The sequence below is a fragment of the Telluria sp. RB2R28 genome, from assembly GCF_059685835.1.
The window spans coordinates 1,224,900-1,249,794 of the sequence record NZ_JCASIK010000001.1 but is presented as its reverse complement, the minus strand read 5'-3'; the positions used below and the strand labels follow the sequence as shown (position 1 = coordinate 1,249,794).

24 protein-coding genes are annotated in these 24,895 nt (G+C 63.8%); 16 read left to right on the top strand and 8 right to left on the bottom strand.

Going from position 1 to position 24,895, the window contains the following annotated elements; all coding sequences use genetic code 11:
• Window positions 1–72 precede the first annotated feature (72 nt).
• The gene (locus AC56LV_RS05545; RefSeq protein WP_499556399.1) at window positions 73–1,281 is read left to right on the top strand and encodes a hypothetical protein; all 1,209 of its coding nucleotides are present in this window, start codon (window positions 73–75) and stop codon (window positions 1,279–1,281) included.
• Between the two features lie 433 nt (window positions 1,282–1,714).
• Window positions 1,715–2,893 carry a glycosyltransferase gene (locus AC56LV_RS05540; RefSeq protein ID WP_499556398.1) on the top strand — a complete coding sequence of 393 codons (1,179 nt, stop codon included), beginning with the start codon at window positions 1,715–1,717 and terminating at the stop codon, window positions 2,891–2,893.
• A gap of 75 nt (window positions 2,894–2,968) precedes the next feature.
• On the opposite strand, the gene AC56LV_RS05535 is transcribed toward AC56LV_RS05540, so the two are convergent.
• Together AC56LV_RS05535 and AC56LV_RS05530 are read right to left on the bottom strand one after the other, a co-directional pair.
• On the bottom strand, window positions 2,969–5,314 hold the full coding sequence (locus AC56LV_RS05535) for an ATP-binding protein (protein ID WP_499556397.1): 2,346 nt from the start codon (window positions 5,312–5,314) through the stop codon (window positions 2,969–2,971).
• 122 nt (window positions 5,315–5,436) lie between these two features.
• Window positions 5,437–5,697, bottom strand: a complete 261-nt coding sequence (locus AC56LV_RS05530) for a hypothetical protein (protein WP_499556396.1) — start codon at window positions 5,695–5,697, stop codon at window positions 5,437–5,439.
• A gap of 194 nt (window positions 5,698–5,891) precedes the next feature.
• On the opposite strand from AC56LV_RS05530, the gene AC56LV_RS05525 reads away from it, so the two are divergent.
• The 3 genes from AC56LV_RS05525 (at window position 5,892) to AC56LV_RS05515 (ending at window position 8,876) form a co-directional block, all read left to right on the top strand.
• Window positions 5,892–6,680, top strand: a complete 789-nt coding sequence (locus AC56LV_RS05525) for a DNA/RNA non-specific endonuclease (protein WP_499556395.1) — start codon at window positions 5,892–5,894, stop codon at window positions 6,678–6,680.
• 12 nt (window positions 6,681–6,692) lie between these two features.
• The gene (locus AC56LV_RS05520) at window positions 6,693–6,968 is read left to right on the top strand and encodes a hypothetical protein (RefSeq protein WP_499556394.1); all 276 of its coding nucleotides are present in this window, start codon (window positions 6,693–6,695) and stop codon (window positions 6,966–6,968) included.
• A 165-nt stretch (window positions 6,969–7,133) separates the two neighbouring features.
• A complete protein-coding gene (locus tag AC56LV_RS05515; protein WP_499556393.1) occupies window positions 7,134–8,876 on the top strand; it encodes a hypothetical protein in 1,743 nt (580 codons plus the stop codon).
• A gap of 217 nt (window positions 8,877–9,093) precedes the next feature.
• On the opposite strand, the gene AC56LV_RS05510 is transcribed toward AC56LV_RS05515, so the two are convergent.
• Together AC56LV_RS05510 and AC56LV_RS05505 are read right to left on the bottom strand one after the other, a co-directional pair.
• Entirely contained in the window at window positions 9,094–10,014 is a 921-nt protein-coding gene (locus AC56LV_RS05510) for a sensor domain-containing diguanylate cyclase (RefSeq protein WP_499556783.1), read from the bottom strand.
• A 244-nt stretch (window positions 10,015–10,258) separates the two neighbouring features.
• Window positions 10,259–11,209: a sensor histidine kinase gene (locus AC56LV_RS05505; protein ID WP_499556392.1), complete on the bottom strand. Its 951-nt coding sequence runs from the start codon at window positions 11,207–11,209 to the stop codon at window positions 10,259–10,261.
• A 172-nt stretch (window positions 11,210–11,381) separates the two neighbouring features.
• Between AC56LV_RS05505 and queE the strand changes: the two genes are divergently transcribed.
• The 8 genes from queE to AC56LV_RS05465 all read left to right on the top strand — a co-directional run bounded on the left by queE (window position 11,382) and on the right by AC56LV_RS05465 (window position 18,130).
• Window positions 11,382–12,017 carry a 7-carboxy-7-deazaguanine synthase gene (gene queE, locus AC56LV_RS05500; RefSeq protein ID WP_332532050.1) on the top strand — a complete coding sequence of 212 codons (636 nt, stop codon included), beginning with the start codon at window positions 11,382–11,384 and terminating at the stop codon, window positions 12,015–12,017.
• Between the two features lie 39 nt (window positions 12,018–12,056).
• Complete coding sequence (gene queD, locus AC56LV_RS05495) at window positions 12,057–12,503, top strand: 6-carboxytetrahydropterin synthase QueD (protein WP_183552419.1); 447 nt, start codon at window positions 12,057–12,059, stop codon at window positions 12,501–12,503.
• Window positions 12,496–13,014: a tRNA adenosine(34) deaminase TadA gene (tadA, locus tag AC56LV_RS05490; RefSeq protein WP_499556391.1), complete on the top strand. Its 519-nt coding sequence runs from the start codon at window positions 12,496–12,498 to the stop codon at window positions 13,012–13,014. Before queD ends, tadA begins: the two co-directional genes overlap by 8 nt.
• A 102-nt stretch (window positions 13,015–13,116) precedes the next feature.
• Window positions 13,117–14,034, top strand: coding sequence for a muramoyltetrapeptide carboxypeptidase (ldcA, locus tag AC56LV_RS05485; RefSeq protein WP_499556390.1), 918 nt, complete (start codon window positions 13,117–13,119; stop codon window positions 14,032–14,034).
• Between the two features lie 103 nt (window positions 14,035–14,137).
• Window positions 14,138–15,739 (top strand): ABC-F family ATPase, encoded by a 1,602-nt coding sequence (locus AC56LV_RS05480; protein ID WP_183552413.1) that lies wholly within the window; start codon window positions 14,138–14,140, stop codon window positions 15,737–15,739.
• Between the two features lie 48 nt (window positions 15,740–15,787).
• On the top strand, window positions 15,788–16,921 hold the full coding sequence (gene nadA, locus AC56LV_RS05475; RefSeq protein ID WP_499556389.1) for a quinolinate synthase NadA: 1,134 nt from the start codon (window positions 15,788–15,790) through the stop codon (window positions 16,919–16,921).
• A complete protein-coding gene (nadC, locus tag AC56LV_RS05470) occupies window positions 16,918–17,781 on the top strand; it encodes a carboxylating nicotinate-nucleotide diphosphorylase (RefSeq protein WP_499556388.1) in 864 nt (287 codons plus the stop codon). The genes nadA and nadC overlap by 4 nt, the downstream gene beginning before the upstream one ends.
• Window positions 17,782–17,809: 28 nt before the next feature.
• A complete protein-coding gene (locus AC56LV_RS05465) occupies window positions 17,810–18,130 on the top strand; it encodes a hypothetical protein (RefSeq protein ID WP_183552409.1) in 321 nt (106 codons plus the stop codon).
• Between the two features lie 95 nt (window positions 18,131–18,225).
• Here the strand turns inward: AC56LV_RS05465 and AC56LV_RS05460 are convergent, their stop codons facing one another.
• The 3 genes from AC56LV_RS05460 to nadB are packed head-to-tail and all read right to left on the bottom strand — an operon-like array spanning window position 18,226 to window position 21,616.
• A complete protein-coding gene (locus tag AC56LV_RS05460) occupies window positions 18,226–19,077 on the bottom strand; it encodes an NAD-dependent protein deacetylase (protein ID WP_499556387.1) in 852 nt (283 codons plus the stop codon).
• Between the two features lie 27 nt (window positions 19,078–19,104).
• The gene (locus AC56LV_RS05455; RefSeq protein ID WP_499556386.1) at window positions 19,105–20,004 is read right to left on the bottom strand and encodes a DMT family transporter; all 900 of its coding nucleotides are present in this window, start codon (window positions 20,002–20,004) and stop codon (window positions 19,105–19,107) included.
• Between the two features lies 1 nt (window position 20,005).
• Window positions 20,006–21,616, bottom strand: a complete 1,611-nt coding sequence (gene nadB, locus AC56LV_RS05450) for an L-aspartate oxidase (protein ID WP_499556385.1) — start codon at window positions 21,614–21,616, stop codon at window positions 20,006–20,008.
• Window positions 21,617–21,789: 173 nt separating this feature from the next.
• Between nadB and AC56LV_RS05445 the strand changes: the two genes are divergently transcribed.
• Entirely contained in the window at window positions 21,790–22,284 is a 495-nt protein-coding gene (locus AC56LV_RS05445) for a pyridoxamine 5'-phosphate oxidase family protein (protein WP_482898778.1), read from the top strand.
• Between the two features lie 105 nt (window positions 22,285–22,389).
• Window positions 22,390–23,004 (top strand): nicotinamide riboside transporter PnuC, encoded by a 615-nt coding sequence (pnuC, locus tag AC56LV_RS05440; RefSeq protein WP_499556384.1) that lies wholly within the window; start codon window positions 22,390–22,392, stop codon window positions 23,002–23,004.
• Between the two features lie 77 nt (window positions 23,005–23,081).
• Here the strand turns inward: pnuC and AC56LV_RS05435 are convergent, their stop codons facing one another.
• Window positions 23,082–23,480 (bottom strand): hypothetical protein, encoded by a 399-nt coding sequence (locus AC56LV_RS05435; RefSeq protein ID WP_499556383.1) that lies wholly within the window; start codon window positions 23,478–23,480, stop codon window positions 23,082–23,084.
• Window positions 23,481–23,677: 197 nt separating this feature from the next.
• Here AC56LV_RS05435 and AC56LV_RS05430 point away from each other — a divergent pair, with 197 nt between their 5' ends.
• The gene (locus AC56LV_RS05430; RefSeq protein WP_499556382.1) at window positions 23,678–24,844 is read left to right on the top strand and encodes a tyrosine-type recombinase/integrase; all 1,167 of its coding nucleotides are present in this window, start codon (window positions 23,678–23,680) and stop codon (window positions 24,842–24,844) included.
• Window positions 24,845–24,895: the final 51 nt, after the last annotated feature.

Here is a 24,895-nt window from a genome sequence, read left to right as displayed (position 1 = left end):
TGTCAGCGCCCAGGCCAGGGTGTTACCATGCCAACACGATTCTTTTTTCATTTTCATTCTCCGACTTCAGACATGCCAAAAAACAAGCGTCCGGTGCCCCGCACCTCGAACAACACACGCGAACCGGACACCAATGCCCAGGCCCAGGAAATGGCCGATCTGGCGCTCGAAATCGCCGAGCGCGAAGACCTGGAAACGGGTGAACCCGATACCGTGCGCCGTGACCAGCTCGTTCTGGCGGTGCGCAAGGCCGTGCGCAAGAAGCGCGACGAGGTCCTGTACGAGGCGATCGAACTGGCCCGCTATACCGATCCGCTGGCCTGCCGCGTGCTGCGCGGGTGCATCGAAGAAGAGGCGGCGACGCTGCGCGTGGGTCGCGAAGGCGGCCCGGAACACGAAATCGACGCCTTCATGGTGCCGCTGTTCGTGCGCAGCCAGGGCGGGCTGGTGGCGCAGGAATTGTTCCAGGACGAAGCGGCCTTCGAGGCGCTCGTGGCCAGCTTCCAGGATGGCGGCCTCGACAGTCCGGATGCGCGCGTGATCCTGCTTCAGCATGCGTTCGACCTGGGCGAGATCGACCATATCGCCTACGGCACGCTGCACGAGATGCTGCGCGAAGCAGCTGCCTCGCTGACGGAAAAGAAACTGCAGCCGGCCCCGACCATCGCAGCCAGCATGCGCGGCTGGACCGGCGAGCCGGTCGCGCCCGACGAAACTGCGCTCGAGTTGCGTTTCCTGCTGGGCTTTTCGTTCAAGCGCAGCGACGATGCCTTCTACCGGATTCCGAAGGACGAGGCCGGTAGCGACGCCTATTTCACCGCCCGCATGGACCGCTACCGTGACTGGACCGTGGCTGCCGCACCTCTGGTGGCGCGCTGCCTGGCGGCCGACCCCGCACGGCTGGACCTGAACTTCCTGTACCAGGACCTGTTCTACGGTGCGAAGGAGCAGGGCGTGGCCGAGCTGGCGACACTTGGCGTGCTGGCCGACATCAAGGGCCTGCTGCAGGCCAAGGACCTGGCGCCGGATGCCGTGCATGCGGCTGTCGCGCCGATCGATATGGGCGAACACATCCTGCTGCGCGCGAACCTGTATGCGCTGGACGGTGGGCAGCCATGGGGCAGCGTCGAGAAACCGGTCGACCTGGCCGCTGATCTGGTGCTTGAAGTCGACGAATTGTGCGACGCGCTGCTGTCGCTTGGCCTGGAAGGCGTGTCGATCGCCGTGGGCTTTAGCGACGATGGTCATGCCGAAGGCGCTGAACCCTATCACCCGGGCTGAGCTTCTCCGTCTTGCCGGCGCGCCGCCAGGCGTGCCTGGATACAGTGGCAGTACTGGAATTTCCGACCCGTGGTGCGGTGCAACCGGGTTCGGGCACCGATTTTGCGGCGTGGCTTTTGGTGAGTTTCGTCAAGATTTTCACTTGTATTCGTAGTGGAACTTCTTGTCGCGCTGTAGGACGCCACTGACAGCAAATCATGTCAAAAACCGCCTCTCCCTATGAGGTCCGGCAAAAATCAACAACAGGCGTGTTACATTTCCTGAAATATTGCTCTGCACAAATCAAAAAATTAAGAAAATTGCATGTTACGATCCACTCGTCCGGCCAGGTTCCCGCGCGTATGCAGCGGTGGTCCCGAGTAGAGAGAGAAGAACCGTCCGGCTGCACAATTACCAACAACTATAGCGCCACCAAGGCGAAAGGAAAATTCACATGCCGACCCTCATCGTGTTCTGCCATCTCCGCTGGGATTTCGTGTTTCAACGCCCCCAGCACCTGATGACACGTCTGGCTCAACACTACAAGATTCTCTTCGTCGAAGAGCCGATGCACACGGACGGCGAAGCGCGCCTGGAAAAGATGGAAGTTGCCGACAACATCACGGTCTGCCGTCCGCACACGCCAATTCATCAGTGGGGTTTCCACGATGACCAGCTGCCAACGCTGCAAAACCTGCTCGCTGACCTCGTGCCAGCCGGTGAAGAGCCAATCGTCTGGTTCTATACCCCGATGGCGCTGCCGCTTCTGCAAGGCCTGAAGCCATCGAAGGTGATTTACGACTGCATGGACGAACTGGCAATGTTCAAGAACGCGCCGAAGCAGCTGCTGCAGCGCGAAAGCGCCTTGCTCAATATCGCCGACGTGGTCTTTACCGGCGGCCCGAGCCTGTACCAGTCCAAGCGTGACCGTCACGCCAACGCCCACTGCTTCTCGAGCAGCGTCGACGCCAACCACTTCCGCCAGGCGCAGGATGCGGCAATCTCGCATCCTGACCAGGCCCACATCGCACATCCGCGCCTGGGCTTCTATGGCGTGATCGATGAGCGCTTCGACGTCGACCTGGTCTCGAGCATGGCCGATACGCATCCGGAATGGCAAATCGTCCTGGTCGGACCAGTCGTCAAGATCGATCCGGCAACGCTGCCAAAGCAAGCCAACGTGCACTACATGGGTCAGCGCACCTACAACGAGCTGCCGCAATTCCTGGCTGGCTGGGATGTCTGCCTGCTGCCGTTCGCGATCAACGATTCGACCAAGTTCATCAGCCCAACCAAGGTGCTCGAATACATGGCGGCCGAACTGCCATCGGTGTCCACGCCGATCACCGACGTCAAGGTGCCATACGGTGACGTGGTCGAGATCGCCGAATCGTACACCGACTTCATCGCGGCCTGCGAGCGCCAGCTGGCGCTGACGCCCGAAGCGCGTGCAACGATGGCAGCGCGCATGCGCGACGTCGTGGCCGGCACGTCGTGGGATCTGACCGCGCGCAGCATGCATGAGCTGATCGACAGCGCCGTGCGCAGCAACAAGGTCGAGCGCTTCTTCGCCAGCAACCAGGAAGCCGTGCCAAGCACGCCAGACCTGGTCGCAGTTGCCCACGCAGGTTAAACGCAGCAGCAAGAAGTCATAAAAAGGCCGGTGTCGCAGGACACCGGCCTTTTTTACGTGGAAGCCTGTTGCTTGCTATGTCGTGTGGCGTAGCACGTCCTCGATGGCTTCCACCGTCGCCGGCTTGGTCAGGTGGGCATCGAACCCGGCCTGCGCGGTGCGTTCGCGGTCGGCTGCGCCCCCCCAGCCGGTCAGTGCGACCAGGCGGACGGCGGCGTAGCGGGCCTCGGCGCGGATCGCTTTGGCCACGTCGTAGCCGGACATGCCCGGCATCCCCAGATCCAGAAACACCACATCCGGCATCAGCACTGGCAGCATCCGCAGCGCCTGATGGCCATCGTTGGCGACCGGCGCGCTGTGGCCCAGCATCGACAGCAGAGCGGCCAGGGTTTCGGCCGCGTCGCGGTTATCATCGACGACCAGCACGCTGCAGGGCGGCACCGCGCCTGCCGGGGCCGCCTGGGTTGCTGGCGGCGCGGCACCAACAAGCCCGCTGGCGAGCGGCAGGCGCACCGTGAACCGGCTGCCTGCATTCGTCCCTGCGCTGTCGGCGCGCACGCTGCCGCCATGCAGCTCGGCCAGGCTGCGCACCAGCGACAGGCCGATGCCGAGGCCGCCCGAGCCGGGCTGCTGGGCCTGCCCAACCTGCGTAAACATCCGGAACACTGCTTCGAGCGCATCGGCTGCGATGCCGATGCCATTGTCGGTCACGGTGATGACCGCTTCGTCGCCATCCCGCTCGGCGCACAGCGCAATGCGCCCGCCCTTGGGGGTGTAGCGCGCCGCGTTGTTCAGCAGGTTGCTGATGACCTGGGTCAGGCGTGTGGGATCGGCCAGCAGCGGCAGGGGCAAGGCGGGCACGTGGACATCAAAGCTGTGGCGCGCCGCCTGGAGCAGCGGCATGCTCGTCTCAATCGCTGCGTTCACGACCGTGGCCAGGTCGACCGGTTCGCAGCGCAGCTCGACCTTGCCGCGCTGGATACGGGCGACGTCGAGCAGGTCGTCGACCAGCAGCACCAGGTGGTCGAGCTGCCGGCCCATGATCTCGTGCACGCGGCTGACCGCATCGGCGTCGCCCGGCGTGCGCCGGATGAATTGCAGCCCGCTGCGGATCGGCGCCAGCGGGTTACGCAATTCATGCGCCAGTGTGGCCAGAAATTCGGTCTTGAGCCGGTTGGCCTCGGACAGGTCAGCCGCCATCTGGCGCAGCGCGGCGTCCGACCGGCGCCGTTCGGTCACGTCGGTAAACAGCACCGCGAGGCGGTGCGTGAGTGGTCCGCCCAGCCGCGTGGCGTACACGTCGAACCAGCGCGACAGCCCCTTTGCCTCGTTTTCGAAGCGCACCGGCTCGCCCGTGGTGGCGACCCGCCCGTAGATGTCGAACCAGTGCTGTTCGTGACCTGGCACCATGTCACGCATGGTCTTGCCCACCGCGTCGGCAAGACCAGTGTGCTTGATGAACGCTGGATTGGTTTCGATGAAGCGAAAGTCGCATGGCGCGCCGTCGGCATCGAACAGCATGTCGATCACGCACAGGCCTTCGTCGATCGAGTTGAATACCGTGCGGTAGCGTTCTTCACTGGCATGCAGTTGCTGCTCTGCCTCGAGCTGGCGGGTGGCGTCGATGATGACGCCGCGCACCGCTGTGGCCAGCCCGTCGCCGTCGGTGTCGACATGGCCGCGCGCCATTACCCAGCGCCAGCCACCGCCCGGCAGACGGATCCGATAGGTCGCCGCATAGGCGCTGCACGCTGCAATTGCCGTGCTGATCTCCGCCCGTGTCGACTCGACGTCATCGGGGTGGACGGCGGCCAGGTAGCGGGCCAGCGGGGCGCTGCCGCGTTCGTGGCGTTGCACACCGAACAGATCGGCCACGCGCTCGTCGGCCTCCACGCGATCGGCCTCGATATCCCACCACCAGATGCCCAGTTCGGCAGCTTCGATGATGCGCGCGAGTCGCCGGCTGGTATCGTCGAGCGCCACTTCGGCGCGCCGGCGCTCGATTTGCGTGTCGAAGGCAGCGATATAGAAGCGCGCCTTGGCGCGCAGGATCGTCGGCGAGAGCGGTTCGGTGAGTACGGCAATCACACCGGCGTCGTACAGCGCCTCGTGCGACATCGGCAATGGCAGCGGCAAGCCCATTGCGACGATGGGCGTCAGGCTCGAGCGCGCGTTGCTGCGTACCGCAGCGATGACGGCAAGCATGCCCTCAGGGTCACCCGCGTAGCCGACCAGCACCAGGGCGAAATCCCGGCGCTGCACCTGCGCCAGGCCGTCGTCGAGGGAGGTCGCATGCACGACCGCCCGGCCAAGTTCGCGCGCCACTTTTGCCACGATCGGATCGACGGTGGCGTGTGTGCAGATGAACAGGATACAACTGCTGGTGAGACTGTCGGGACAGTCGTTCGAATTGTTCAACATGCGCCTGGCTTGCGAGTGTGTTTACTCTGACAATCTAATGCGCTGCTGAGCAAGTGTCAATGACAGCCTTGCCCGCAAACAATACGGCAAGCGCCGTTGGCGCCGGCCGCGCGATAACGGTATTACGGTTTTTCAGGCACCTGCTGCGATGGTACGGGGGTCTTCAGTGCCTCTGGCAGGGAATCGGCGATGCCGTTGCCCGGCGCCTGGCCGATGCGCCGTGCTTCGTCCGAGTGCTGGTCGAGACTGACTTCCTCGGCCACATCGAAGCGGCCGTCTTCGAAACCTTCTTCGCCCGGCAGCAGGTTCTCGGAGCGTTGTTCCTGGCCACCGGCCGGCGCCGGCGCGTCTGGCTTGCGGTCTGCTTGGTCTTGATCGGTCATGATAATCTCCAACGTTGGTTTGATATGCGCCAATTATGTCGCAGCGACCGGGGGCGGGGCGCACGTCAACGCCGACTGCGTCACCATGCGCGGGCGTGGCGTGGCCCATTGGTGGTAACGCGGTACGTGAATTTTATGCTCGGGAAATTGTCGCTCAGCTAGAATGCCGCTGTTTCCCTTACTGTATCGTCATCATGTTCCGATTGTCCTTTGCCAGTATCGCCGCCCGGGTCACATTCGCCGGCGCGCTGCTGGCCTCTGCGGCTGCCCAGGCCGCAAGTTGCCCTGTCCATTACCTCGACGGCCGTCCGCCGGAAATCCAGAATCAGAAGCTGGCCGTGTCCACGCGCGAGCTGTGCTACGGCGTGTTTGGCGTCGTGCATTCGGGCGTGACCCGCACGCCATTGTGGTCCGCCGAATATGTGCGCGCCGATAATCTCAAGCGGGCGCAGGGGCTTGACCGCGACGATAAATTCCACGCCGAGTCGCGCCTGCCGCGCGGCCAGCGCGCCGAGTTGGCCGATTACGCCCGCAGCGGTTTCGACCGCGGCCACCTGGCGCCAAACGCGAACATGCCCGACCGCCGCACCCAGCGCGAGAGTTTTTCGCTGGCCAATATGGTTCCGCAGGACCGCGACCATAACCGCAAGATCTGGGCGCCGATCGAAGGCGCCGTGCGTACGATGGCAAAGAAGGAAGGCGAGCTGTACGTGATCACGGGGCCGGCATTTCTGGGCACGAGCCTGAAAAAAGTCGGCAACGTGATCGTGCCGACCCATCTGTACAAGGTGGTGTACAGCCCGCGTCAACGCCTAGGCGCCGCCTGGCTGACCGAAAACCGGGCCGATGCCCCGATCAATGTCGTGCCCGTGGCCGAGCTCGAGCGGATCGTCGGCATCGAACTGCTGCCGTCGCTGAGCACGAAGCAAAAGGAGCGCATGCTGCGCCTCCCGACGGTCAAGCCATCCAAAAAACGTTCATAACACGGAGGATCCATGAGCAAGAAAAAACCCGTCAGCTTTGTCCCGTTCGCCAATGAAGCCGACGTCATCGGTATTGGCGACCTGACACTGGAAAACCGGCTCGACCGCATCACGATTGCGGGCGACGTCGACCTGACTGCGGACGTGCCCGGCCTGGCACACGCGCGGCGTCTGCACGCCATGCTGGGCGAGATCGTCGCCGCGCTGGAGGCGCGCGAGTCGTCTGGCGAGTTGCCGGCGCAATTGCCGCCCCCCGAAGGCAAGACCATCGACAATCCATTCGCCTGAAAGGTAAGTCGAGACGAGGGGCGAGGCATGTGACGGGCGGAACTAAATTTCCGCCCGTCAATGGTGCGCGAGTTCCACCGAGAATAGAGTAATGTTGACAACATAGCGCGAACGACAGAGGCGGCGTCGCCGCCCGCGCATGACCCACTATTCGGAGGAACGACCATGCAACATACCCTCGTCGCGGTGTTCGATAACCGCACTGATGCACAGAACGCAATGAACGAATTGCTGTCGTCGGGCTTTACCCGCACCGACGTGCGACTGTCGACCGCCGATGCAGACACGATTGGCCAGAGCGATAGCCTGAACGCAACGTCCGACCTCGATACGACCCGCAGCGCCGATGGCGACACGGGCATCACTGCCAGCATCAAGAACTTCTTCGGCGACCTGTTCGGCTCGGATAATGCTGAACACGCCAACCGTTACGAAGGCGCCGTCAATCGCGGTAGCCACGTGCTGACGCTGGTAGCAAATTCGCTGCCGGAAGTCGAGCGCGGCGCAGACATCGTCGAACGCTACGGCCCGACCGACATCGATGAAACTTCGAGCGGCACGCCGGATCTGGCCTCGACTGGCTTCAGCAGCGGTGCGATGCACGCCGGCAGCACGATCGGCATGCAGCAGGCATCGTCGATGTCGGCGCAGTCGACCTCGACCCCGGCCTCGGCCTCGACCGGCGCCGGTTCGGTGCAAGCCGCAGCGATCCCGTCGCTGGACAATCCAGGCGACCGCCAGCTGTTCCAGCACCAGGAGTCGCTGGGCACGTCCGATCTGACCAACTCGACGCACCAGGAACCACTGGGCCAGAGCGGCCTGACCGCCACCGGCGGCACGTCGCTGCAAGGCTCGACCCTGCGTGACACAGCGATCCAGGGTTCGGCGCTGGACGGTTCGATCCGCCAGGGTTCGACCGCTGTCGACCGTGGCGATTCGCTGCAGCGCGATACGTCGATGAGCAGCACCGGCAGCACCGGCACCCAGTTCACCGACAAGCAGCGTAACGGCGTGCGCATCTTCTCGCGCGGCCAGTCCGGCGCCGCACTGGGCACGGCCACCGGGCTTGAATCGGGTTCGCGCAGCAGCGCGATGGGTTCCGGCGACGGCGACGACACCTACTACCGCAATCATTTCGACACCACGTATGGCGCGACTGGCGCATCGTACGACGAGTACGCACCAGCCTACAGCTACGGTACCGAAGCTGCCCGCAGCGGCCGCTACACCAACGGCGCCTGGGACGATATCGAAGCCGACCTGCGCAACGACTGGGACAGCCGTTACGCGACCGGTGGCGAGCCATCGACCTGGGAAAAAATGAAGGCCGCCGTGCGTCACGGCTGGGAACGCATGACTGGTGACAACGACGACGACCAGTACCGCAGCCACTACGACAGCACCTACGCCTCGACCGGCGAAAAGTACGACGACCTCAAGCCGGCCTACTCGTACGGCACCGAAATGCGCCGCAGCGAGATGTACCGTAACCGTCCATGGGACGATGTCGAAACCGACCTGCGCACGGGCTGGGACAACCGTATCGACGGCACCCGCGACTTCAGCACCACGGGCAGCGACAGCAGCGAGCCATCGGCCTGGGATCGCGTCAAGAATGCCGTGCGTCATGGCTGGGACAAGATGACGGACGACAATGACGACGACATCTACTACCGCAATCACTGGAATTCGGTCTACGGCAGCACCGGCAGCGCCTATGACGAATTCCGTCCGGCCTACAACTACGGTACCGAGATGGCGCGCGAAGAAAAGTACCGCAACCGTCCATGGACCGAAGTCGAAGCCGATTTGCGCAGCGATTGGGACAACCGTTATCCGGGCGAGCAGTCGACCTGGGACAAGATGAAGTCGGCAGTACGTCACGGCTGGGAACGCATGATGCGTTAAGCGTATCGGGTAACCGGTAAAAGCAAGAACGGCGCCTGAGGGCGCCGTTTTTTTATGCGTCAAGCCCGTGATATCGGGCCCCTTGCATGCTTGTTGAACGCGTGGACGGGAAACCCGTCCACCCCCACGATCAAACGTCAGGCGACGTAGGGTGGACGGCTACGCCGTCCACGCGTTCAACGACCGTGTGCCAGCAGATCATGTTGACTGAACGCCCTCAGGCCGCCTCGGTCATCGGCAGGCTGATCCGGTTACGCCCCAGGTGCTTGGCCCGGTACAGCGCCGCATCGGCGATCGCGACCAACTGGTTGGCATGGTTGTCGGGGCCGGCGATCGCCGTGGCCGCGCCGATCGACACGGTGACGTGGCCCGCGGCAAAGCGGCATGGCAACTGCAGCTGTTCGACCCGACTGCGGATCCGCTCGGCCACGATGGCCGCGCCCTTGAGCGACTGGTTCGGCAGCACTACGGCGAATTCCTCGCCGCCGTAGCGCGCTACCAGGTCATTGGCCCGCATCTCGCTCGCCACGGCGCGCGCAACGCGCTTCAGGCATTCGTCGCCGCCCAGGTGGCCATGGGCGTCGTTGTAGGCCTTGAAATTGTCGACGTCGACCATCAGCAGCGAGAGCGGCTGCACCTGGCGCAGTGCGCGTGCCCATTCCGCTTGCAGCGTGTCATCGAAGCAGCGCCGGTTCGCCAGGCCCGTCAGGCCGTCGCGGGTTGCGAGTTGCTCCAGCGCCGCCTGGGCCATCTTTTCATCGGTCAGGTCCCGCAGGGTTTCGACCACTGCCGACAGCTGGCCGTTGGCGCCGAAGATCGGACTGGCGTCTGCCGCCAGATAGCGACGGCGGCCAGCGCGCGGCATGTCGCACCAGCTCTCGATGGACAGGCCCGGCGTGGTGCGCCCGGCATCGGTCGTGGCGGCCAATGCCTTGCTTGCCTGTACCGGATCGCTACCGGTGCGCAGGACGAGATCGGCGAGGGTGGGGCGCTGGACGTCGTAGAAGCTGCGCCAGTGGTCGCCCGTGCCCAGCACTTCGGGAGCTGGCACGCCGGTCAACTGCTCACAGGCACGGTTCCAGATCGTCACGCGCGCATGGGTATCGAGCACGAAGACCGGTACCGACAGGCTTTCCATTAACTGACCGACGAAGGCGACGTCCTGGAGCAGGGCTGTCGGGTATGCCGCGCTGCTGCTTGTGTTGATCATGAGCAGTCCTCTGCGAGTGGTAGCGCTTCGGTTTGCGGCAACCGGGTGGCTGCCGTTAGGAACCGATTCTGCTACTCGCATCAACACACGCTATTGATCTTTAGCAAGGAGGTTTCAGCGTTGTGTTTAACGTACACGGTTGTGCGGTCGCACGCCGATCATCACAAGCCGATTAAGCAACCACGGCCATTTCCGCAGCAAGGTCGCTTGCGGGATTCCTGACGGGCAGCGACAAGGACCAGCGTCCGGCATGCCCGGCGGTGGCGGTGACGCGCAGTACGCCGCCCATGGCGCGGATCTGGTCGATCAGCTCAGTCGGCAGCGAAGCGACTTCGCCCGCGGCGCTGGCGCAGCCATCGATTTCCAGCCCCAGCGAGCCGGCGTTTTCCAGCAGGCGCACATGCAGTTCGCCGTGCTGGACGCGCGCAGCAGTGGCGAGCACATCCTGCAGCACGCGAAACACGGCCAGCCGCGCGGCGCGATCCTGGCTGGCGCGCGAGCTGGGGTCGATGCCGGCCTCGAAGCGATAGCGCATGCCGTACAGGTGCGCGTGCTCGGCCAGGCAGCGTTCGAGCGCGTGGCGCAGGCCATCGCCCGGACCGAAGCCGCGCAAGCCGCTCGCTACCGCGCGCACGGCGCCGATCGCACCGTCGATGTGCGCGATGGCGCTGTCCAGGCGGCTGGCCAGGGCCGGCGCCTGGGCCGTGGCGGCGCTGTCGTACAGGTTCGAAAGGTCGGTGCGCAGTGTCAGCAGGCGCCGCCCCAGCTCGCTCTGCAGTTCACGCGCGATGCGCGTGCGCTCGCTGTCGCGCACATCTTCGTTCTGGCGCACCAGGCGGTAGACGACGTCGTGGTTGTCTGCCAGTGCCTGCTCGGACTGCGCGCGCGATTCGCGCTCGGCCGCCAGTTGCCCGTGCAGGGCCCGGGCCCGTTCTTCCAGGCCCATGCTGCGGCGCATGCTCAGGCATGCCAGCACCAGCGCCGCCATCGTCACCAGGATGCAGGCCAGCAGTTCCGGTGCTGCGCTGCGTAGTAGCATCGGCACCGTGAAGTAGGCGTCACTCGCGCTGGCACCGCTGGCGACAAAGGGCAAGGTCACCAGCAAAAAAGTCGGTTTGTTCATGATTGCCCTCGTGAAGGTGTCGGAAGTTTCCGTAAGAACTTACCGCTCCGCTCATGTAGGAATATTGTTCAGTCTCAAACCTGACGTTTCCGACACCCTCTCAGCGACCGGCCACTTCCGCTGCGCCGGCGAATGTGCCGCGCTATAATGGAAGGTTGACGAGAGGCTTAACGTGACTTACAGCATTAAAGAGATCTTCTACACCTTGCAGGGAGAGGGTGCCCACGCCGGCCGGCCGGCCGTATTCTGCCGCTTTTCCGGCTGCAATCTTTGGACCGGCCGCGAGCAGGACCGCGCCACGTCGATCTGCCAGTTCTGCGACACCGATTTCGTCGGCACGGACGGCGAGCGCGGCGGCAAGTTCAAGGAAGCGGCGCTGCTCGCCGCCGAGATTGACGGCCTGTGGCCTGCTACCTATCCGGCCAGTAAATATGTGGTGTTTACGGGCGGCGAACCGCTGCTGCAGCTTGACCGCGCCCTGATCGACGCCATGCACGAGCGCGGCTTTACCATCGCGATCGAAACGAACGGCACGCTGCCGGTACCCGACGGCGTCGACTGGATTTGCGTCAGCCCCAAGATGGGCTCGACGCTGGTCGTGGAAAAAGGCAGCGAGATCAAGGTGGTCATCCCGCAAATCGGACAAGACCTGGCGGCCTACGAGCGGCTCGATTTCGACCATTTCTTCGTGCAGGCCATGGATGGGCCACTTGCCGCGCAGAATATCCGCCTGGCCATCGAGACGTGCCGCGCCAATCCGAAATGGAAGCTGAGCCTGCAGACCCACAAGCTGCTCCAGATTCCCTGATTCATTAATTTCACTCAATTACCTAGTAAAGCAGCAACAATGTTGACCATTACCCGCAAGCTTGAATTCGATGCCGGACACCGGATTCCCGACCACAAGAGCCAGTGCCGCAACCTGCACGGGCATCGCTACACCCTCGAAATCACGCTGACCGGCGAAGTCATCGACGCTGACGGCAATTCCGATAACGGCATGATCATGGATTTCTCCGACGTCAAGGCGCTGGCCAAGCAGCACCTGGTCGACGTGTGGGACCATGCCTTCATCGTGTACGAAAAGGATGACAAGGTGCTGGACTTCCTGTCGTCGCTGCCGGATCACAAGACCGTGGTCATTGACCGCATCCCCACCGTGGAAAACCTGGCGCAAGTGGCGTTCACGATCCTCAAGACCGTGTTCATCGACCGTTTCGGTACCGGCCTGCGCCTGCACAAGCTCGTACTGCACGAAACGCCGAACTGCTGGGCCGAGATCACCGATGCCTGATGTTTCGTCCGCAGTCGTGCATGACGATTCTGCGGATGCGGCGCACGAGCAGTTCATGGCGCTCGCCCTGGCCCAGGCGCAACTGGCGTGGGACCGCGGCGAAGTGCCGGTCGGCGCCGTCGTGGTCAAGGACGGCGAAGTCATCGCGACCGGTTTCAACCAGCCGATCAGCGGCCACGACCCGACGGCGCATGCCGAAATCGTGGCGCTGCGCGCCGCCGCTGACAAGCTGGGCAACTACCGGCTGCCCGGCTGCGAGCTGTACGTGACGCTCGAGCCGTGCATCATGTGCTCGGGCGCGATGATGCATGCGCGTTTGGCGCGTGTGATCTATGCGGCGACGGACCCGAAGACCGGCGCCTGCGGCTCGGTCGTGAACCTGTTCGGCGAGCCATCGCTGAATCACCACACCGACGTGGTTGGCGGCGTGCTTGCCGATCAGGCGAGCAGCCTGCTGCGCGCCTTTTTTGCCCAACGGCGCGCGCTGGCGAAGAAGGCCAGCCCGGTCTGACCCTTCGCGGGTGAGTTGGCTGGCGCTGCCGGCCGGCCTTGATCGGCACCGGTTGGCGCGGTAAGATGTTTCCGGATTCCACAGACGTCTTCCCGCCCACCAGTGATCACCTCCCGTCTCGGCATCGCCATCGTGGCGCCCGCCGGCTGCACCAACGATCCGCTCGCCGTCGAGCGCGCCATCGCTCGCTTTGAAGCGCATGGCTGCCTGGTCCGCAATTACTACGATCACAGCTGCACCCACCAGCGCTTCGGCGGCACCGACGACGCCCGCCTCGCGCAGCTCAATGCGGCGGTGCTTGACCCCGACATTCACCTGATCATCGCGCTGCGCGGCGGTTACGGTATCAGCCGCCTGCTGCCGGCGATCGATTTCGAGGCCATCGCCGCCAGCGGCAAGATCATCGTCGGCTTTTCCGATGTCACGGCGTTGCACATGGGCCTGATGGCCAGGACAGGCGCGCTCAGCTACGCCGGGCCGATGGTGGCCGGTGACTTCGGCGCAGAAGAGCCGGTGCCGTTCACGCTCGACGATTTCTGGGCCTGTCTGGCCGGCCCGACGCACACGATCCGCGAAACCGTCAGGGGCAACCCGCATCTCGACGTGCGCGGGACGGTCTGGGGCGGCAATCTTGCCATGATCGGCTCACTCGTCGGCACGCCATATTTTCCGCAGATCGACGGCGGCATCCTGTGGCTCGAAGACATCAGCGAACACCCGTATCGTGTCGAGAGATTACTGCTGCAACTGATGCAGACGGGCGTGCTCGAACGCCAGCAAGCCGTGGTGCTGGGCGATTTTTCAGGCTACCGCCTGGGGCCGCTGGACAATGGCTACGACTTCGAATCCATGCTCGAGTATGTGCGCCGCACGTTGCCGGTGCCCGTGCTCACGGGGTTGAGTTTTGGCCATATTCCACGGCGCGTCACGATCCCGTTCGGCGCGCAAGGGTGCCTGCAGTCGGACTTTGATGGTTTCAGCCTGCTGCTGTCGGACTACCCGACCGTGCGCTGCGCCTGAAGGCTCGTCGGCCAACGGTGCCCGCCAATCCAGCCCATTCGCCCTGCAGGGCATGCGATGGTAAAATAGCCGGTTAATCAAATACGCTTTTTGGGGTCATACAGTGCTATCCACAGCCAACATCACGATGCAATTCGGCGCCAAGCCGCTCTTCGAGAACATTTCCGTGCGCTTCGGCGACGGCAACCGCTACGGCCTGATCGGCGCCAACGGCTGCGGCAAGTCGACGTTCATGAAAATCCTGGGCGGCGACCTCGAGCCGTCCGCCGGTAACGTCAGCCTGGATCCGGGCGAGCGCCTGGGTAAGCTGCGCCAGGACCAGTTCGCCTACGAAGACACGCGCGTGCTCGACGTCGTCATGATGGGCCACACCGAGCTGTGGAACGCGATCGCCGAACGCGATGCGATCTACGCCAACCTCGAAGCCACGGACGACGACTACATGAAAGCCGCCGAGCTCGAAGGCAAGGTCGCCGAATACGACGGCTACTCGGCCGAAGCGCGCGCTGGCGAACTGCTGCTGGGCCTGGGTATCGGCACCGAGCTGCACCAGGGGCCGATGAGCGCCGTGGCGCCGGGCTGGAAGCTGCGCGTGCTGCTGGCGCAGGCGCTGTTCTCGAATCCGGACATCCTGCTGCTCGACGAGCCGACCAACAACCTGGACATCAACACGATTCGCTGGCTGGAAGACATGCTCAACGAGCGTAACTCCACGATGATCATCATTTCCCACGATCGCCACTTCCTGAACCAGGTCTGCACGCACGTGGCCGACATGGATTACGGTACGCTGAAGGTGTATCCGGGTAACTACGACGAATACATGCTGGCCTCGACGCAGGCACGCAACCAGCAGCTGTCGAACAATGCCAAGGCCAAGGAGAAGGTCGCGGAACTGCAGGATTTTGTCCGCCGCTTCTCGGCCAACAAGTCCAAGGCACGCCAGGCCACCTCGCGCGCCAAGCAGATCGACAAGATCAAGATCGAAGAGTTCAAGCCATCCTCGCGCGCCTATCCCTTCGTGCGCTTCGAAGGCGAGAAGAAGCTGCACCGCCTGGCGGTGGAAGCCGAGAACATCTCGAAAGCCTACGACCGTCAGCTGTTCAAGAATTTCTCGATCATGGTCGAGGCCGGCGAGCGCATCGCGATCATCGGCGCCAACGGGGCCGGCAAGACCACGCTGCTGCGCACGATTGGCGGCGAGCTGTGCGGTCTGCAGCCGGATGGTGGCCGCGTCAAGTGGGCCGAGAACGCCAATCCTGGTTACATGCCGCAGGATCCGACCGAAGAATTCGCGGTGGGCGACAACCTGACTGACTGGATGGGCCAGTGGACGCAAGAAGGTGACGACGACCAGGCCGTGCGCTCGATCCTGGGTCGTCTGCTGTTTGGCGGCGACGAAGTCAAGAAGTCGGTCAATGTGCTGTCCGGTGGCGAGAAGGGCCGCATGATGTACGGCAAGCTGATGCTGGGCCGTCACAATGTGCTGCTGCTCGATGAGCCGACCAACCACATGGACATGGAGTCGATCGAGTCGCTCAACATCGCGCTGGATAAATACGCCGGCACCCTCATCTTCGTTTCGCACGACCGCGAGTTCGTCTCGTCGCTGGCCACGCGCGTGCTGGAAATCCGCGAAAACGAGATCGTCGATTTCCGTGGCAACTACGAGGAATACCTGGCGAGCCAGGGCATCGACGCGTAATGCAGCAAAGGCAGGGCCTGCGGCCCTGCCATGGAGACCGAGAAGAGTATGGACACCGTACCGATCAAGACGTATGAATACGACCGGCCCCAGGCCGGTCTGGCCTGCACTGCCGAGGCCTGGGCACGCATCCCCAGCGCGCCCGAACTGGCCGAACGCAACGCGCTCAAGGACAAGATCCGGCGCCTGCTGAAAGAAAAAGGCGCGGTCCTCGTCGCCCACTACTATGTGGACGCCGACCTGCAGGACCTGGCCGAAGAAACGGGCGGCTGCGTGTCCGACTCGCTCGAAATGGCGCGCTTCGGCCGTGACCATGCCGCGCAGACGCTCGTCGTCGCCGGCGTGCGCTTCATGGGCGAAACGGCCAAGATCCTCAGCCCCGAAAAAACCATCCTGATGCCCGATCTCGATGCGACCTGTTCGCTCGACCTCGGTTGCCCGGCCGACGAGTTCGCCGCGTTCTGCGACCAGCATCCCGACCGCACCGTCGTCGTCTACGCCAACACGAGCGCTGCAGTCAAAGCGCGCGCCGACTGGATGGTGACGTCGTCCATCGGTCTGGACATCGTGGCCGAGCTGCACGCGCAGGGCAAGAAAATCCTGTGGGCGCCCGACCGTCACCTTGGCTCGTACATCCAGTCCAAGACTGGCGCCGACATGCTGCTGTGGCAGGGTTCGTGCCTCGTGCACGATGAATTCAAGGGCATCGAACTCGACCTGCTCAAGGCCGAGTACCCGCTGGCCAAGGTGCTCGTGCACCCGGAGTCGCCAGCGAACGTCGTGGCGCAGGCCGACGTGGTCGGCTCGACCACGCAGCTGATCAACGCCGCGCAGACGCTGGACGCCACCCACTTCATCGTCGCCACCGACAATGGCATCCTGCACAAGATGAAGATGGCCGCCCCCGGCAAGACCTTCATCGAAGCGCCGACCGCCGGCAACAGCGCTACCTGCAAGAGCTGCGCGCATTGCCCGTGGATGGCCATGAACGGCCTGCGCAATCTGGCAGAGGTGCTTGAATCTGGCGCCAATCAGGTGCACGTCGACCCTGCTGTCGGCCTGCAAGCCAAACGCGCCATCGACCGCATGCTCGATTTTGCTGCGGCCAAACGCGCCAAGGCGCTGCCCACCGGCGCGCTCGAACAGAATGCCCCCATGTTTTCCGGAGTCGGCCCCGCATGACCAGTCTGCACAATCCCCACGCCCAGTTTGATGACAAGCTGCAGGCGGCGTTCGAACAGAATATCCTGGCCGCACTGCTGGAAGACATCGGCAGTGGCGATCTGACCGGCAAACTCGTGCCGAACGACACCCGCGTCTCGGCGCGCGTGATCGTGCGCGAAGCGGCCGTGCTGTGCGGCGCGCCGTGGTTCGAGGGCGTCATGCTCGCGGTCGACCAGGACACCGACATCGCGTGGCAGTTTGCCGAAGGCGACCTGATGCCCGCCAACAGCACCGTCTGCACCATCACGGCGAACCCGCGCGCGCTGCTCACGGCCGAGCGCGCCGCGCTGAACTTCCTGCAGCTGCTATCTGGCGTGGCCACTGCCACCCGGCGCTACGTCGACGTCATCGCGGGCACGAACGCGGCAATTCTCGACACCCGCAAGACCTTGCCGGGCCTGCGCCAGGCGCAGAAGTACGCAGTACGGGTCGGTGGTGGCAAGAACCAGCGCATGGCGCTGTATGACGGCATCCTGATCAAGGAAAATCACATTGCCGCTGCCGGGGGCGTCACGCCCGCGCTGACGGCGGCCGCCAGCCTGAACGCCGGCGTGCCGGTGCAGATCGAAGTCGAAACCATCGCCCAGCTTGAAGAAGCGCTGGGTGCCGGCGTCAAGTCGGTACTGCTTGATAACTTCGACCTGGCCATGATGCGCGAGGCGGTGCAGGTCAATAGCGGCCGTGCGCTGCTGGAAGCGTCGGGCGGCATCAACCTGGACACCGTGCGCGCGATTGCCGAAACGGGCGTGAACCGCATTTCCATCGGCAGCCTGACCAAGGACGTGCACGCCACCGATTACTCGCTGCGCATCGTCTGATCGCACCGCTCAACTCTCAGACCACACTATGTCGATCACCACTAAATTGAAGCGCTCGCTCGTCTTTCGCCTGTTCTGGCTTGGCTTCGGCCTGCTGCTGGGCGTGCCCCAGTTGATGGACGGGATTCTCTACAATATGAAGGGCGAACTGTTCTTCGGCATCGGCATGCTGCTGGTCGGTATTCGCGGCTTCCTGCGGCCGGTCGTGCTGAGCCGCGCGATGGCGATGCAGCGGGATGCCGCGGCGTCCGATGCGTCGATCGGCTCGCCTGTGTTGCATGGCGTGCTGTCGATTGCAATGGCGGCGGCGTTGATCACTGGCCTGGTGATCAAGTTCAGCAATAATTAGTAGGGTGGACGGCTGTGCCGTCCACGCGTTCAACGATATGTTGCGCGCCACAAAATCAGCTTAATTTGAACGCGTGGGCGGGAAACCCGCCCACGCTACGGCAATCCGGCCACGAGCGGCAAGACCCGCTCGGCGGACGCTTCAATCTTCAGCGTCAGCATGTCGTCAGCGCGCGTGCGGCCGAGGTTCAGCGCCGCAATTGGTTTGCCGGCCGCTTCGGCCAGCCGACAAAAGCGAAACCCCGAATACACCATCAGCGACGAGCCGACCACCAGGAGTGCGTCGGCCGCTTCCATCCGCGCCAGCGCGGCTGCCGTGCGCGCTGCCGGCACATTGTCGCCAAAGAACACGACGTCGGGCATCAGCATGCCGCCACAGTGCACGCATGCCGGCGCCGTGAATTCCGTCACCGCATCCGGATCGATCTCGGCGTCGCCATCGGGCAGCGGCTGCGCAAGAACCTGGCGCAGGCCCGGATTGTCCGCCTCCAGCTGCACCTGCAGCGCAGCGCGCGTGAAGTTCGCCCCACAGCCGAGGCACGTCACGTGGTGGATATTTCCATGCAATTCCAGCACGTCGCGGCTGCCCGCCCGGGTATGCAGGCCATCGACGTTTTGCGTAAGAATCGAGCCGATCCGCTTGTCCGCACCAAGCGCGGCGAGCGCGCGGTGGCCTGCGTTCGGCGCGGCGCCGGACATCATCCGCCAGCCCACCATGCTGCGCGCCCAATAGCGGCGCTGGATTGCCGGGTCGCGCCGGAATTCCGGGCCCTGGATGGGAAGCCTGCCGCGCCGCACGCCATCCCGGTCGCGGTAATCGGGAATGCCGGACGCGGTCGACAGGCCGGCGCCGGTCAGCACCAGCGCACGTGGATACTGTTCGAGAAACGTGGCCAGCTGCGTGGCCGCGTGGTGTTCGCCAATTGGGTTGCGAGGTTCGTCGTTCATGGGTGGAATCGTACCACCGCTCTGCAATCAGCGCGCCGATACGACGATCCCGCCGACGATCAGGCCGAACGCCGCCACGTGGTACAACTGCGGCAGTTCGCCCAGGAAGGCGGCCGACAGCAGCGCCGTGAACAACGGCGTCAGATTGATGAAGAACGCACTGATCCCGGGCCCGGCACGCTGGACGCCCGCGCCCCAGCAGCGCATGGCGATGATCGCCGGCCCGATTGCCAGGTACAGCAGCGCGGCGGCAAGGGGCCAGCTCCAGACGATTTGCGGCGCGCCCAGCGCCCACTCGCCGCCGGCCAGCGCGGCCGACCACAGCACGCCATACGCAACCTGGGCCAGCAGGAAGGCGGCCCAGTCCGCACGCAGCGCCGGCACATCGTGCTTCTGCAGCAGCGACCAGCTGTAGAACGACCAGACAATCGTCGCCACGATCATGATCAGGTCGCCCGCCACGAGGCGCAGCGCGGCCAGCTCGGCCAGGCTGCCCCGGCACATGACGACCAGCACGCCGGCAATCGACAGCACGGCGCCGCCGATCTGGCGCCCCTTGACCGGCACGTCGTAGAACAGCCGGCCGACCAGCAGCATCCAGACCGGCACGCCGGACGCGACGAGCGTCACGTTCAGCGGCGACGAGGTCGTCAGCGCCAGGTATTGCATCGAGTTATACAGGCCAATGCCCAGGAGGCCAAGCAGGGCGTAGCGGCGCCAGTTGTGCAGCACGCCGCTGCCAGGACGCAGTGCGGCGCGGCCCAGCACTAGCAGGATCACGAGCGCTATCGACCAGCGCAGCAGATTGAGCGTCATCGGCGGCATGGCGTCGCGCACGAGGCGGCCGATGATGGCATTGCCCGCCCAGAGTACGGGCGGGATGCTCAGTAGCAGGACTGTCGTGAGTGAAAGCCGCTGCCGTTCCATGCTAGCGTCTGCGCGGCGTGAGCACGCTCGGCAGTGCCTTGGGCAGGGTGTCCGGGAAGTCGCGCGAGTAGTGCAGGCCGCGGCTTTCATGGCGCGACATCGCGCTTTTCACGATCAGATGCGCCACTTCGACCAGATTGCGCAGCTCGAGCAGATCGGGCGTGATGCGGAAGTTGCGGTAGTACTCGTCGATTTCTTCCTTGAGCAGCTTGATCCGGTGCAGCGCGCGTTCGAGGCGCTTGGTCGTGCGCACGATGCCGACGTAATTCCACATGAAGCGCCGCAGCTCGTCCCAGTTGTGGGCGATGACCACTTCTTCGTCGGCGTTCGTCACGCGGCTCGCGTCCCAGTCTGGCAGCGCCGGGTTGGCAATCGCCGGACTCGCAGCGATCTGCTGCGCGCAGGCGCGCCCGACGACGACGCATTCGAGCAGCGAATTGCTGGCCAGCCGGTTGGCGCCATGCAGGCCGGTGCAGGCGACTTCGCCCACCGCATACAGGCCAGGGATATCGGTGCGTCCGGCCAGGTCGGTGACAACGCCACCGCAGGTAAAGTGCACGGCCGGCACGACGGGAATCGGTTGTTGCGTGATGTCGATGCCCAGCTCGAGGCAGCGCGCATAAATGGTCGGGAAGTGCTCCATCAAAAATTCGGGCGGCTGGTGGCTGATGTCGAGGTTGACGTAATCGAGGCCCCGTTTCTTCATCTCGAAGTCGATGGCGCGCGCCACGACGTCGCGTGGCGCCAGTTCGCCGCGCTCGTCATGCGCCGGCATGAAACGCTCGTCGGCCTGCGCGCCCGCCTCGGGCGGCAGCTTGAGCAGGCCGCCTTCGCCGCGAATCGCTTCGGTGATCAGGAACGACTTCGCATACGGGTGGTACAGGCAGGTAGGATGGAACTGGATGAATTCCATGTTCGACACCCGGCAGCCGGCGCGCCAGGCCATCGCGATGCCGTCGCCGGTAGCAGTGTCGGGGTTCGTCGTGTACAGATAGACCTTGCCGGCGCCGCCCGTGGCCAGCACCGTGTGCTCCGCCTCGAAGGTGAGCACGTCGCCACTGTTCACATCCTGCACATGCAGGCCATAGCAACGGGGCTGGCTGCCATGCCCCACCTTGGGCCGCAGTTTGGCGGACGTGATGACGTCGATCGCGACATGGTGCTCGAACAGCGAAATATTCGGGTGGGCGCGTACCTTCTGTTCCAGCGTGACTTGCACGGCGTATCCGGTGGCGTCGGCTGCATGGATAATCCGTCGCTGGCCATGGCCGCCTTCGCGCGTCAGGTGAAAGCCCATTTCGGCTGTCGGGTCGCGCGTAAAAGGCACGCCCTGATCAATCAGCCATTCGATGGCTTCGCGCCCGTGTTCGACGATGTAGCGGGTGGCAGTCTCGTCGCACAGACCGGCGCCGGCAACCAGGGTATCGGCCACGTGCTGCTCGTGGCTGTCGCCCGAATCGAGCACGGCGGCGATACCACCCTGGGCCCAGGCGCTGGCGCCGTCGAGCAGGGTACGCTTGGAGATGATGGCAACCTTGCGGGTCTGGGCCAGGTGCAGGGCTACCGACAGGCCGGCCAGGCCGCTGCCGACGATTGCGACGTCGAATTTCATGGGATTGTTGAAATGTTTACAGAGGCAATACTATAAGCCATTTGCCACCGGCTGCGGGACAGCGTGACCAGGCCGAAGTCAGCAATTGCGGGTCGCAAATGTACGCCCGCGCACCGAAGGGCGGCGTGCGGCGCGTTAGGATGAGTTATTACTCACCCAATCAAGGATTCACCATGACTGCAGACCGCACCCACGTAGCAGCCCTCGAAGACCGTATCGGTTCCCTGCGCTTTGCCATGTTCACGTTCCGTGACCAGCACGACCACCTGGCCAGCCAGCCGATGACCAAGCAGGACGTCGATGCCGAAGGCGGCATCTGGTTCTTCGTGCACTCGGCCACCGACCTGTGGGACAGCATCGCGCACCAGCCGGAAGTGAACATCAGTTTCTCGGAACCTGACGACAGCACCTATGTGTCGGTCAGCGGTACCGCCGAGCGCATTGTCGATCGCGACAAGATCCGCAGCATGTGGAACCCGATGGTGCAAGCCTGGTTCCCGGCCGGCCCGGAAGACCAGCATGCCGTGCTCGTGCGCGTGGTTCCGCACGCAGCCGAGTACTGGGATTCGAACGACAGCAAGATGGTGCGCCTGTTTGCGGTCGCCAAGGCAGCCGTGACCGGCAAGCAGCCGGATCTGGATTCGGAGCACGGCACGATCAAGCTGTAAGCATTCTTCTGCACTAACTTGCGGCGGGGCATGAGAGTGGCGTAGAGTAGCCGCTCTCATTCAGAGGACACTCACTATGTTCCCAGCCTGGCCCAGCCGCATCCGATGATATCTCCCCTCGAACTGGCCGCGAACTTCTTCACGGCTGTCGCCATTTTCCTGGCAGGCCGCAACAACGTCCACACGTGGTGGACAGGGATTGTTGGCTGTACCCTGTTCGGCGTGCTATTCATGCAGTCGCAACTGTATGCCGACGTCGTGCTGCAAGCCTTCTTTGTCGTGACGGGTGTGCTGGGGTGGTGGCGCTGGTTGCGTGGCAAGGAAGGCGCACCGCTGCCGATTACCCGTGCGGGCTGGCGTACGATGGCATGGATGACGCCGGTCGGACTCATTGCCACTGGCGCGTATGGCGCTGCACTTCACTTCCATACCAAGGCTTACGCGCCGTTCATCGATTCGGCGGTGCTTGTGTTTTCCGTCATCGCGCAATTACTGATGATGGGGCGGCGCATCGAGAGCTGGCCGGTCTGGCTGCTGGTGAACACCATTGCGGTGCCGCTGTATTTCAGCCGTGGCTTGTACCTGACGGCGTTCCTGTACATGTGCTTCTGGGTGAATGCGATCGTGTCGTGGATCTGGTGGCGCAAGTTGGCGCAGCGAGAGCAGGTCGCGGCACAGGCCTCAAAGAATGCATATGCTGCTGCAGGAGGCCCGCCGTGAAGCTTTTGTGTTCGCCTGGCCTGCGTGAACAGCTGGCCAGGCGAATATCGAAACGTTAGTGACGGGCACACCGCGCATCAGCGCGTGAATGGCGGCAGATCACCTGCAGTTTGATTGCCACCCGTTTCCGGCGCGCCCATTCCCGTCACTTTCGGGCCAGCCTGGCCTGGCCGCGTGTCCTGCGCACCTGGATTGGCATGCGTTGCTGCGGTGTCGAGTGGCACAGTGCTTGGCGTTTCCGGCTGCGGCGCGGCGCTGCCGTCGGTAACAGGCGGCTCATTGCCTTCGGTACCATCGGGTGCGTTCACGTACGGACCTGATTGATTGCGGGTCAGCCCCGGGCCGCCATTGCCGCCGGTTTCCGTTTGCGACTCATGCGATGGCGTCGCGCCTTGCTGGCCGCTGGTCTGGCCGCCAATACCGACCGTGGCGTCGTCCTGGGTTGCAGTCGTCGATGCGGGTGCGTTGCTGTTCATGGTAGTCCCCTTCGTAAAATGGATAAACCATTGTCATGCAGGGCAGGGCGGACACGTATCGGCGCGCAGGGCATGGCGCTGTAGGACGAGAGCGCCCGTCATGGGTAATTCAGCGAAAATTTGCGGCATCATCCCTTACGGAGCTGCGTGTCACGATGCTATACTGTATATCCATACAGTCATCTCGTTTAGCCCTCATGCCCGTGTTCGTACCGATCAATCTCGATCCACTGCCACCAGCCGACCCTGATCGGGCGGCCGCCAGCCGGCTCGGTGCGGGCAGCTTCTCCAGCATGTACGATGAGCCGGTTACTTCCGCCACGAGCGACGCCGAACTGGTGCGCGAATACATCTCTCATGGCGAGCTCCGCCCCAAATCGATTGCCAATCTGCAGAAGGAGCTGTATCGGTTCCTGACCTGGTGCCGCGAAGAAGCAGGCAAAACATTCCAGCAGCTGAACGTCGGCGACCTCAATCTGTACAAGGAATTCATCCGGCAGCCGCCGACCGCGTGGATCAGCACCACCAAATGGCCCCGCAACGATTCGCGTTATCGGCCGTTTACCGGGCCACTGTCCGACACCAGCCGCCGCCAGGCGATGATTGCGATCAAGGGCGTGCTGACGTTTGCCGAGCAAACCGGCTACCTGCGCCGCAATCCTGCGCGGCTCGTGCGCAATGTCCGCGCTGCACACGCGAGCCGCATCACCCGCTACCTGAGTCCAGCTGCGATTGCCTATGCGCTGGCCGCAGCCGAAGCACGGCCTGGCGACACCGAGGCCACGGCGCGCCAGCGCGCGCGTGACCGCTTCCTGCTGATCGCGTTCGCCCAGACCGGTGCACGCCTGAACGAAATCGTCAGCGCGACCATGGGCGCCGTCTACAGCGAGGGCGACGGGCGCTGGTGGCTCGACGTGCTGGGCAAGGGCAACAAGCCGCGCCGCCTCCCGGTTCCCCCAGCCACCATCGGCGCCTACCGCGACTACCGGCGCGCGTTCGGTCTGCTGGAGCAGACGAGCAGGGGCGATCGCATGCCCCTGGTGCTGTCGAGCCGTACGAAAGAGTACGTAGGGATCACGGACGAGGCCGCATCCGAAGCACTCAAGGCGATCTTCCAGCTTGCAGCGGATGATGCGGCAGCGAAAGGGGATGGCGATAGTGCGTCGACGCTACGCCTGGCGTCACCGCACTGGCTGCGCCACAGTATGCTTACCAATCATGCAAACAGTGGTGTGCAACTCAAGACGCTGCAAGATACGGCAGGGCACGCGAATATCGCGACGACGGCAGCCTATCTGCACAAGACCGATCACGAGCGGCATGATGAGATTCTTCGCTCCAACGGCGACAGAGGAATTAACTAACTGACACAGAAGACGTGGTCTTCCATTTAAAAACGTAACTAACCAACAAAG